General features: G+C 67.5%; 6 protein-coding genes. 5 read left to right on the top strand and 1 reads right to left on the bottom strand.

Translation table 11 applies throughout. The features are described from left to right. Positions 1-9 precede the first annotated feature (9 nt). From N0K08_RS15025 to N0K08_RS15005, 5 genes are all read left to right on the top strand, one after another. On the top strand, positions 10-342 hold the full coding sequence (locus N0K08_RS15025) for a YnfA family protein (protein WP_261501201.1): 333 nt from the start codon (positions 10-12) through the stop codon (positions 340-342). A gap of 104 nt (positions 343-446) precedes the next feature. Then, positions 447-3,989, top strand: coding sequence for a chromosome segregation protein SMC (smc, locus tag N0K08_RS15020; protein ID WP_261501200.1), 3,543 nt, complete (start codon positions 447-449; stop codon positions 3,987-3,989). A 25-nt stretch (positions 3,990-4,014) separates the two neighbouring features. Beyond that, positions 4,015-5,229: a cell division protein FtsZ gene (locus N0K08_RS15015; RefSeq protein WP_261501199.1), complete on the top strand. Its 1,215-nt coding sequence runs from the start codon at positions 4,015-4,017 to the stop codon at positions 5,227-5,229. Positions 5,230-5,255: 26 nt separating this feature from the next. Beyond that, positions 5,256-7,415 (top strand): NAD-dependent DNA ligase LigA, encoded by a 2,160-nt coding sequence (gene ligA, locus N0K08_RS15010; protein ID WP_261501537.1) that lies wholly within the window; start codon positions 5,256-5,258, stop codon positions 7,413-7,415. Between the two features lie 65 nt (positions 7,416-7,480). Next, complete coding sequence (locus tag N0K08_RS15005; RefSeq protein WP_261501198.1) at positions 7,481-8,293, top strand: SOS response-associated peptidase; 813 nt, start codon at positions 7,481-7,483, stop codon at positions 8,291-8,293. A 159-nt stretch (positions 8,294-8,452) separates the two neighbouring features. Here N0K08_RS15005 and N0K08_RS15000 read toward each other — a convergent pair whose 3' ends face one another. Beyond that, on the bottom strand, positions 8,453-11,086 hold the full coding sequence (locus N0K08_RS15000) for a chemotaxis protein CheW (RefSeq protein WP_261501197.1): 2,634 nt from the start codon (positions 11,084-11,086) through the stop codon (positions 8,453-8,455). Positions 11,087-11,146: the final 60 nt, after the last annotated feature.

Raw genomic sequence — 11,146 nt, 5'->3', positions numbered from 1 at the left:
TCTCGTCCCGTGCCCGAAATCAAGACTTTTCTGCTGTTCGCCGCGACCGCCGTCGCCGAAATCGTGGGCTGCTACCTGCCCTGGATGTGGCTGCGCCAGGGCATGAGCGCCTGGCTGCTGCTGCCGGCCGCGCTCAGCCTGGCGCTGTTCGTCTGGCTGCTGACGCTGCACCCCGATGCCTCGGGCCGGGTGTATGCGGCCTATGGCGGCATGTATGTGGCCATGGCCCTGGTCTGGCTGTGGCTGGTCGACGGCATTCGCCCCACGCTGTGGGACTTGCTGGGCGCGGCCGTGGCCCTGACCGGAATGGCCATCATTGCCTTTGCGCCGCGCAACGCTTGATGGCGCTGGCGGCAAAGCCTTGGAACAGGCTTTGGACCAGAATGGGCGCGGTATCATGCGGGGCTGTTCACTGACGCTGCTGTTTAAAGCCCCCCACCCACGCCGTGCGCCTTAATTCGATCAAGCTTTCAGGCTTCAAGTCCTTCGCCGAGCCCACCAATTTCCTGCTGCCGGGCCAACTGGTCGGGGTTGTGGGTCCCAATGGCTGCGGCAAATCCAACATCATGGATGCCGTGCGCTGGGTGCTGGGCGAAAGCCGCGCCAGCGAATTGCGTGGCGAGTCCATGCAGGACGTGATCTTCAACGGCACGACCCACCGCAAGCCCGCCAGCCGCGCCAGCGTGGAGCTGGTGTTCGACAACAGCGACCACCGCGCCGGCGGCCAATGGGGCCAGTACGGCGAAATCGCCGTCAAGCGCGTGCTCACGCGCGACGGCAACAGCAGCTATTTCATCAACAACCAGCCGGTGCGCCGCCGCGACGTGCAGGACGTGTTCCTGGGCACGGGCCTGGGGCCGCGCGCCTACGCCATCATCGGCCAGGGCACGATCAGCCGCATCATCGAGTCGCGCCCCGAAGAGCTGCGCCTGTTCCTCGAGGAAGCCGCCGGCGTGTCCAAGTACAAGGAACGCCGGCGCGAGACGGAAAACCGGCTGTCCGACACGCGCGAGAACCTGACGCGGGTCGAAGACATCCTGCGCGAACTCAACGCCAACCTCGACAAGCTCGAAAAGCAGGCCGAGGTCGCGGCCCAGTACAACCGGCTGCAGGCCAGCGTCACGCTCAAGCAGCAGCAGCTGTGGTTCCTCAAGCGCGCCGAATCCGAAGCCGAACAGGACAAGGTACGCATCGAAGGCCTGCAGGCGGTCAATGACCTCGAGGCACGCCTGGCCGAGTTGCGCAATATCGAAGCTGAACTCGAAACCATACGCCAGGCGCATTACACCGCCGGCGACGCCGTCAACCAGGCCCAGGGCCAGCTCTACGAGGCCACTGCCGAAGTGGGCAAGCTCGAAGCCGAAATTCGCTACGTGGTCGAAGGCCGCCAGCGCGTGCAGCAGCGCCTGGCGCAGCTGGCCGAACAGATCGCCGACTGGGCGCGGCGCCGCGAAGAGGCCGAAATCGAGATCGAGAACCTCGAAGGCGCGGGCATGAATGCCGAAGAGCAGGCCGAAATGCTCGCGGCCCAGCTCGAAGAGCAGTCGCAGCGCCTGCCCGACCTCGAAGATGCGCTGCGCCAGGCGCAGAAAAACGACAGCGATCAGCGCGCCCAGGTGGTGCAGGTGCAGCAGCAGATCCAGGTGCTGGCCGCCGAGCAGCGCAGCCTGAGCGAGCAGGAACGCCAGCATCAGGCGCGCGACGAACGGCTGCGCGCCGACCGCAATGCGCTGGTCGTGCCCGATGAAGAGCGGCTGCAGCAGCTGCGCGCCCAGCTGGAAACGGCGCAAGAGGCGGCCGAAATGGCCGAAGCCGTGCTGCAGGAACTGCAGGACAGCGTGCCCCAGCTCGACGAGGAACGTCGCACGCGCCAGCAGGCCGTGAACACCGAAGGCGCGCGCCAGGCCGAACTGGCTGCGCGCATGGAGGCCCTCAAGGCCTTGCAGGAGAAAGTCAAGACCGACGGCAAGCTCCAGCCCTGGCTGGCCAAGCACGGCCTGGACAGCATGCCCGGCCTGTGGACCCGCCTGGCCGTCGAGCCCGGCTGGGAAAACGCCCTGGAAGCGGCCTTGCGCGAACGCATGGGCGCGCTGTCCGTGGGTCGACTCGACATGGTGCGCGGCTTTCTGGGCGCGGGCGCCCAGGATGCGCCACCGGCCCGGCTGGCGTTCTACAGCACCGCCAACGCCGTGCCCGCCAGCGCTGCGGCCGAGGCCAGCGCCTCAGGATTGACACGCCTGTCGGCACTGCTGCGCGTGAGCGATGCAGGCCTGCTGGCGGTGCTCACCGACTGGCTGGAAGGCTGTTACACCGCGCCCACGCTGGACGCGGCCCTGGACCGCCGCGCGGCGCTGGCGGCTGGCGAAGTGATTTACGTGCCCAGCGGCCACGCCGTCACGGCCCATAGCGTGGGCTTTTACGCCCAGGACTCCGAGCAGTCGGGCCTGTTGGCGCGGGCCCAGGAAATCGAACACCTGGAAAAGGAAACCCGGGCCCAGGCCTTGATCAGCGAAGAGTCGCGCACGGCCCTGGTGCGGGCCGAGACGGCTTACGCCGATGCCTCCCAGCGCCTGATCAGCGCGCGCCGCGAAGCCGTCGAGGCCAAGAATGAAGCCCATGGATTGCAGGTCGAAGCCTTGCGCCTGGGCCAGCTGGCCGATCAGGCGCGCGCGCGCAATGCGCAGATCGCGTCGGATCTGGCCGAAGTCGAAGCCCAGCTGGGCGACATCGAAGAGCGCCGCATGTCGGCCGAAGCCCGCTTCGAAGAGCTGGACATGCAGCTGGCCGACAGCCAGGAGCGCCATGCCCAACTGGGCGACAAGGTGCTCGAAGCCGAGCGCCGCCTGAACGAATCACGCGAGCAGCTGCGCGCCCTGGAGCGCCAGGCCCAGGAAGCGACGTTCTCGCAGCGCAGCTTGCAGGCGCGGCGCGGCGAATTGAGCCGCAGCATAGACACCGCGGTGCAGCAGGTGCGTTCGCTGTCCGACGAGCAGCAGCGCGCGCAGGAAGAGCAGACCCGCTTGAACGACGCCGCGGCCCAGGGCGGCTTGCAGGATGCGCTGACGCTCAAGATGGAGCGCGAAAAAGCCGTGGGCGAGCGGCGCAGCGAATACGACGAGCTCACCAACCGCCTGCGCGGCAGCGACGAGCGCCGCCAGCAGCTGGAAAAGGCCATGGAGCCGCTGCGCCAGCGCATCACCGAATTCCAGCTCAAGGAACAGGCCGCGCGCCTGGGATTGGAGCAGTACAACAGCCTGCTGACCGACGCCCAGGCCGATCTGGCCGCCGTGGCCCAGTCGATTGCCGAAGGCAATGTGCGCATCCCCGGCATGCAGGGCGAAATCGACCGGCTGCACCGCGACATCGCGGGCCTGGGCGCGGTCAACCTGGCCGCGCTGGACGAATTGAACGCGGCCAGCGAGCGCAAGCTGTTCCTCGATGCGCAGATGGAAGATCTGACCTCGGCCATGAACACGCTGGAAGATGCGATCCGCAAGATCGACGCCGAAACGCGCGAGCTGCTGTCGGGCACCTTCGACACCGTCAACCGGCATTTCGGCACCATGTTCCCCGAGCTGTTTGGCGGCGGACAGGCCAAGCTGGTCATCACCGGCGACGAAATCCTCGATTCCGGCGTGCAGGTGATTGCCCAGCCGCCAGGCAAGAAGAACCAGACCATCCACCTGCTGTCGGGCGGCGAAAAGGCGCTGACGGCGATTGCGCTGGTGTTCGCCATTTTCCAGCTCAACCCCGCACCGTTTTGCCTGCTCGACGAAGTCGATGCGCCGCTGGACGACGCCAACACCGAGCGCTATGCCAAGCTGGTGTCGAGCATGAGCCGCGGAACCCAATTCCTGTTCATCAGTCACAACAAGATTGCCATGGAGATGGCCCAGCAGCTGATTGGCGTGACCATGCAGGAGCAGGGCGTTTCGCGCATCGTGGCCGTGGACATGGAGTCTGCCTTGCACATGGCCGAAGCGGTTTGACCACATTTTTCCTTGACGGATCCACATGAGTACCTTGCAAATCAGTTTGGCCATTCTGGGCGGCGTGCTGTTGGCATTGATCGTCGCCTACAACGCCTGGACGGCCCGGCGCAACGCGCCCAAGCGCGCCCAACCCGCGGAAGACGAGCCGCCGCGTGACCCGGGGCACAACCTGACCGAGCGCCATGAGCCGGCGCTGGACCTGTCGCAAGGCGGCCAGCGGCTCGAACCCGTGGGCCCGCAAACCATGCCTCCGGCCCAGGCCCAGGAGCATGCCGACCATGCCCAGCCTGCCGCCCGCACCGAGCCGGCGCTCGACGGAAGCGCTGCTGCGGCGGAAGCCGACAGCATGGGGGAGGCTGCCCATGCCACCGAGCCGGCCTTTGCCGTACCGCAAGCGCCTGCCGTGCCTTTCGAGCGCCGTCCCAGCCTGGACAGCCTGATCGATGCCATCGCGCCCATCCAGCCCGAACATGTGATTCCCGGCGAAGGCGCCTTGCAGGTCCAGCCGACGACGCGTCGCGCGGGCAGCAAGCCGTTTCGCATTGAAGGCCTGAACCAGGCTTCGCGCCAGTGGGAGCCGCTGCAGGCGGGATCGCGCTACACGGCTTTCCAGGCCGGCGTGCAATTGGCCAACCGTGTCGGTGCGCTCAATGAAATCGAGTTTTCCGAGTTTGTCGCCAAGGTGCAGGTGTTTTCCGACGCCGTCAACGCGTCCGTGGACCTGCCCGACATGCTGCAGGAGGTGGCCCGGGCGCGCGAGCTCGACCAGTTCGCCAGCGAGCACGATGCCCAGCTCACGTTCATGCTGCGCGCGCGCCAGGCCGCCTGGAGTCCCGGCTATGTGATGCAGAACGCGGCTCGCCTGGGCTTTGTGCCTTTGTCCATGCCCGGACGCATGGCCTTGCCTTCGGCCGCTGGCGGCCAGCCCCTGCTGGTGCTGACTTATGACGCGCAGGCCGCCATGGCCGACGACCTGGACCAATCGGCAATCCGCGAGCTGTTGCTGAGCCTGGATGTGCCCCAGGTGCACCGCAGCGAGCAGCCTTTCGCGCGCCTGCGCGAAGCCGCCGATGGCCTGTGCGGCGCCATGGACGGCGTGCTGTGTGACCAGAATGGCCAAGCCTTGCCCGTGAGCGTGGTCGAGCCCATCGCCGCCGACCTCGAGCACCTGTATGACCAGCTCGACAGCCGTGAGCTGTCGGCCGGGTCCATGCTGGCGCGGCGTTTGTTCAGTTAGTGTGAATTAGTGAGTGCATGGTGAATCTGGAACTTTTTGGGCAGCCACAGGACGAGCCGTCCGACGCTGCCGCGGTTGAAATCAAAGCCCTGCGCGCGCAACTGCGCGTCTGGGCGCACCAGTACTACGTGCAGGATGCGCCTACCGTGCCCGACGCCGAGTACGACAAGCTCTACCAGAAGCTGCAGGCGCTTGAAGCCCTGCACCCCGAACTGGTCACGCCCGACTCGCCCACGCAACGCGTGATCGGCACGGTGATGGACGGACTGGCGTCCGTGTCCCATGTCGTGCCCATGCTCAGCATCCGCACCGAAACCGACACCGAAGCCAGCGGCGCCCAGGCCTTCGACGGCCGCATCCGCCGCGAGCTGGGCCTGGACGACAGCGACCCGGCCGTGGAATACGTGGCCGAGCCCAAGTTCGACGGCCTGGCCATGAGCCTGCGCTACGAAAACGGGCTGCTGGTGCAGGCCGCGACGCGCGGCGACGGCAGCGTGGGCGAAGACGTCACGCACAACATCCGCACCATCCGCCAGATTCCCCAGGTGCTGCCGGCCGGCGTGCCGCCGGTGCTGGAAGTGCGCGGCGAAGTCTATATGGGCCGCGCCGATTTCGAAGCGCTCAACGAACGCCAGCGCGCCGAAGGCGGCAAGACCTTTGTCAATCCGCGCAACGCGGCCGCTGGCGCGGTGCGCCAGCTCGATTCGTCCATCACGGCCCAGCGGCCGCTGTCCTTCTTTGCCTATGGCCTGGGCGACATCACGCCGGCCGCGCAAGGCGGGCCGGCGTTCGCCACGCATTACGGCATGCTGCAGCAGCTCAAGTCCTGGGGCTTCCCGGTGGCCGAGCAGGTGAGCCTGGCCCGTGGCGCCGATGAGCTGGTGGCGTTCCATGAGCGCATAGGCGCCTCGCGCGACAGCCTGCCTTACGACATCGACGGCGTGGTCTACAAGGTGAATTCGCTGGCCCTGCAGCGCGAGCTGGGTTTTGTCACGCGCGAGCCGCGCTGGGCCGTGGCCCACAAATACCCGGCGCAGGAGATGATCACACGCGTCGAAGCCATCGATGTGCAGGTCGGACGCACGGGCAAGATCACGCCCGTGGCGCGGCTGGCGCCAGTCTTTGTGGGCGGCGTCACCGTCACCAATGCCACGCTGCACAATCTTTTCGAGTTGCGCCGCAAGCGCGTGCGCGTGGGCGATGAAGTCATCGTGCGCCGCGCGGGCGACGTGATTCCCGAAGTGGTCGGCGTGGTGCCGCATGTGGCCCAGCTGCCGGTGGGCATCGAAGCCAGCGACGCGCTGCTCGACGCCGCCGCGCAGCCCGCCCAGGTGCTGCCGCGCTCGCCCTATGTGCCCAATTTCCACATGCCGCGCCAGTGCCCGGTCTGCGGCAGCGACGTGCAGCGCGAAAAAGGCCAGGTCAACCACCGCTGCACGGGCGGCCTGTTCTGCGCGGCTCAGCGCAAGGAAGCGCTGCTGCACTTCGCCCACCGCCGCGCCATGGACATCGAAGGCCTGGGCGACAAGCTGGTCGACCAGCTGGTCGAAGCGCAACTGGTGCGCACGCTGCCGGACCTGTACCGCTTGACGCTGGAGCAGTTGTCCGGCCTGGACCGCATGGCCGAGAAATCGGCGCTCAATCTGCTGGCCGCGTTGGAGAAGTCCAAGTCCACCACGCTGGCCCGCTTTCTGTTCGGCCTGGGGATTCGCCAGATCGGCGAAGCCACGGCCAAAGACCTGGCCAAGCATTTCGGCACGCTGGACGCCATCATCGCCGCGAGCGAAGAGCAGTTGCTGGAAGTCAACGACGTCGGCCCCATCGTCGCCCACAGCATTCGCACCTTCCTGGACCAGTCGCACAACCTCGAAGTGCTCAGGCAATTGCGCGTCGAGTGCGGCATCCACTGGCCCGAAGGCCCACCGGCCGAGAAGCCGCCCCAGCTGCTGGCCGGCAAGACCGTGGTGCTGACCGGCACGCTGCCGACCATGGGCCGCGACGAGGCCAAGGACTTGCTCGAAGCCGCGGGCGCCAAGGTGGCGGGCTCGGTCAGCAAGAAGACCAGCTATGTGGTGGCGGGCGCCGACGCCGGCAGCAAGCTCGCCAAGGCCGAGGAACTGGGCGTGCCCGTGCTCGACGAGGCCGGACTGCTGGCGCTGCTCAAAGGGCCGGCCGGCGCGGATTAAGGGGCGGGCGTGACAAAACGGCCCTTTTGTGCCGTGGTGGCGGCGCCTGCAGTTACCATCCGCGCATGAGTTCCCATTACGAAACGCTGCAAAAGGCAGACGCCTACCAAGAATTTTTCAAAGTAGCCCCTCCCGAGGCCGTGGGTGAGCGCTATTTGCGCGCCCGCCGGCCGGGCTTCATCATCCGCGCCGTGGCCGCCGCGCCTGAGGCAGTACCTGAAAATGCGCCCGAGGCTGATGCAGCCCCAGCCCCCGAGGTCGTGCCACCTGTCGAGGCCACGGCATCGGCGGACGCTGTCAAACCCGCGCGCAAGCCGGCACCACCCGTGGTGCGTGAACTGGTCACGGCCCAGTGGGGCCTGGTGCCGCATTGGGTGAAGACGGCTTCGGACGCGCGCCTGCGCGCCATCAAGCTGCTGCACGCCCGCAATGAAACCGCGTCCACGGCCCAGGCCTTTCGCGATGCCTGGCTCAACAACCAGCGCTGCATCGTTCCGGTGATGGCCTTCTTCGAAGACGACCACCGCAGCGGCAAGCCCGTGTCCACGCGTATTTCGCGCATCGACGGCAAGCCCATGGGCCTGGCCGCTTTGTGGGCGCGCTGGCAGGGGCCCGAAGGCGAGGACATCCTGAGCTTCGCGGTGCTCAACATCAGTGCCAACACGCACGGTTTGCTGCACCGTTACCAGCCGCCGGGCAACGAGCGGCGCATGCCGGCCGTGCTCAGCGAAGGTGCCTACGATGCCTGGCTGAGCGTGCGCCAGGACAAGGCGCGGGAGTTCATGCGCCAGTACGCGGCCAATTGGCTCACGGCCAATCCCGTGGAAAACAAGAAGGACAAGATTCCCAAGGATTGGCGCGAGTCAGGCGCAAGGTGAAACTGGCCCCCACGCTTGCTCGCTGCGCGTAGCTGCGCTGCCCCCCAAGGGGGCCGTCCGCCGCCTTGGGGCGGCCCGGCGGCGGCGGGTGGGTTCCTTTTCGGGCGCTCCGCCAGATAGACCGGCGCCCGTCGCTTGCGCTGCCAAAGGGGGAGTCTCCTAGGCCTCCATGGCGGCCTCTTGTGGCGCAGCCTGCAGTGCGTCGTGCAGGCTGCGCTGGCCCGCCGCGCTGGTTTGCAACTGCCGCACCAGGGCCTCCACGTCGAGGCATTGCACCAACACGCCCGTGCCATCGGCTTGCCGGGCCTGGATGATTTCGCCGACCACGGCGGATCCGGCGCCGCCCAGATGGGGCGCGGCAAAGAATCGCTGGCTGGAGAAATGCTGCACGCCCAGCAGGTCGCTGACCAGCAGGCCTATGCGCCGCCCGCCTGCCTCGACCACGATCACCTGGCTTTGCGCCGTGAGCGTCGAGGGCGTACCGCGCAGCAGCTGGCCCAGATCGAAGACCCAGACATAGCCCGTCACGGCGCCTTGCGTGCGCCGCGCCAGCGTGCCCAGGCAATAGGGCATGCGCCCGGCCGAGACGGGCGTGATGGCGCTGGCGGGCAAGGCTTCGAGCACGCAGGCCGCGTCGAGCGCGAAAGGGCGGGTGTCGACAAAGAAGGTCGCCATTTCGCGCCCCGTTCCCTGGGGCGTTGCGCTGCTGTCGCCAAGCACGCTGGTGTCGCGGCGCTGCACGGCGGCATCGGCATGGTCCAGTTGGGCACCAAACGATGCGAAGGACAGGGCCAGCACGGCCTGGGGCGCGTCGTCGTCCGCGCGAAACTCGCGGTAGCCCTGCGTGACCGAGCAGCCGACGATGCAGTAATGGCCGTCGTGCACCATGGCGCGTGACAGGCTTTTGCCCACCGGCAGCTGCAGCATGTCGGCGGGCAGCGCCAGGCGGGCGCCTACAGGCATGGCGGGCAGGCCGGCACCCGCCGCGCCGGGGGCAGGGCTGCTGGCCAGCACGCGACCGCTGCGGTCGACAAAGACGCTGGCGCAGTGCTGGCCGCCGCTGGCCGTGCTGGCCAGCATGGCCGTGAGTTCGTCGGCCGCGTTGAAGACGATGCCTATGCCGCCCACGGTCTGCGCACTGTCGGACGCGCGGATGGCCGCGTGGAAAATATAGGTCGCGGCACCGTCGCTCAAGGCGCTCGCGCGCCAGGGGCTGGCGTAGTAGGCCTGCGTGTCGGGCAAGGCCAGCACTGCCGCGAGCGCATCCGCCTCCACCTGCTGGCCCAGGGCGCTGCTGCCGTCGGCCAGCTGCGGGTGGCTGGCGGCGATGATGCGGCCGTGGGTGTCGTAGACCACCAGCCGGGAATAGACGGTGTACAGCGCGTTGATCTGCTCCAGCACGGCCTGGGCCCGCGCCACTTCTTCATCGCCGTGTGCATCCGTGAGCAGGCTGCGCAGTTCGGGTGTCAGCGCCCACCAGCGGCAATCGTTGGCGCGCTCATACAGGTTGCGGTCCAGCAGGTCGACCAGCAGTTGGCTGAGAAACTCGCCGTCGCGCATGGCGCTGCTCAGCACGGTGTGGCACAGGTCGCCAATCGCCTGGCCGAAGACTTCATTGGTGCGCGCGCCGGTCTCGCTGATCTGCTCGAGCACGGCCGCCAGGCGCTGGGCGCCATCGCGTTGGCCGGCCGTCATGACCTGGCCGTTCCAGACCACGCGGCGTATGGTGTCGGCGGCGGTGACGATGTCGTGCAGCGGCGCGCAGAAGTGCCGGGCATGGCCCAGCAGACCTTGGAGGATGTGGGGCGGCACGCCGTCGGCGCTGCGGCTGGCCTTGGCCAGGAAGGCCTGCTCCACCGGCACCATCACCTGGCCCTGCCAGCCTGGCGGGCCGGGGTAGCCTTGGTAGTCCGCGGCGTGGGCGGTTTGCACCAGATAAGTGCGCCCCGAGTGCGTCCACAGCTGCGCTGCACCAGAAGGGTTCACCGGCACGCGCACGCCAGGCGGCAACCATTGCGGGTCGCTGCTGGCCAGCACCTGCTGCCGGGCGTCGACCAGCAGGCGCAGGCTGCGGCAGTCCTGCGGCGCGTGGGCGTGGAAAATGCCCTGCAACTCGTCGTCGAAGGCAAAGCTCAGGCACAGCACGCCCACGGTCTCGCCCGTGAGCGGGTGCAGCAGCCGCTGCGAATACAGCAGCGCATGGCGTTTGCCCGGGCGCAGGTCGCTGGCACGGAAAGTCTCCACATGGCGCGGGCTGCGCAGCGTCTGGACGATCAGCGGATCGCGGCTGTGGGCCAGGGGCGCGTCCTCATCGATCTGCGCCAGCACCTGGCCTTGCACGTCGAGCACCAGAATGTCATCGTAGACCGTGTACTTGTTGCGGTACTGGCGCAGGCGCGCGCGCACGGCCTCTGCATCCTGGTCCAGCCCGGCGGCCAGCCGGCACAGCGCCGCATCGGTGGCCAGAAAGCCCACGTCGGCCGTGCGCTCGTACAGGTTGCGCACCAGGATGTCGATCACATGCTTGGCCTGGGTGCCGATTTCGCGCATCACTTCGCCCAGCGACTCGGCCACCAGCGACTGCACCAGATCGGCTTCAAGCTGCTGGAAGCTCTCACGCGTGGCCGCCATCATCGGCAGGATGCTCAGCGCCTCGTCGGGGCAGTTCATCTTGGCCGAGGACTCTATCAGTCGCCACATCAGCCGCAGTTCACGCAGCGAATCCTCGCAGCGTGCGACCTTGCGCATGAAAGGAATGAAACTGTCCGTTGCATCGTCATGTTCGCCTGGCATGGCATCTCCTGTAGCCTGTTGGAATTGCTTTTGTCAGCACACCTTGCGGCATCCACCGGG

Source organism: Acidovorax bellezanensis, assembly GCF_025421555.1.
Lineage (GTDB): Bacteria > Pseudomonadota > Gammaproteobacteria > Burkholderiales > Burkholderiaceae_C > Comamonas > Comamonas bellezanensis.
The sequence above is the reverse complement of the archived record's forward strand: the minus strand, read 5'-3'. Positions and strand labels throughout refer to the sequence as shown.

What these genes read in the sequence shown, in the direction of transcription:
- N0K08_RS15015 (WP_261501199.1), top strand. Translation starts at nt 4,015, where the DNA reads ATGAGTACCTTGCAAATCAGTTTGGCCATTCTGGGCGGCGTGCTGTTG.
- N0K08_RS15005 (WP_261501198.1), top strand. Translation starts at nt 7,481, where the DNA reads ATGAGTTCCCATTACGAAACGCTGCAAAAGGCAGACGCCTACCAAGAA.
- N0K08_RS15000 (WP_261501197.1), bottom strand. Translation starts at nt 11,086, where the DNA reads ATGCCAGGCGAACATGACGATGCAACGGACAGTTTCATTCCTTTCATG.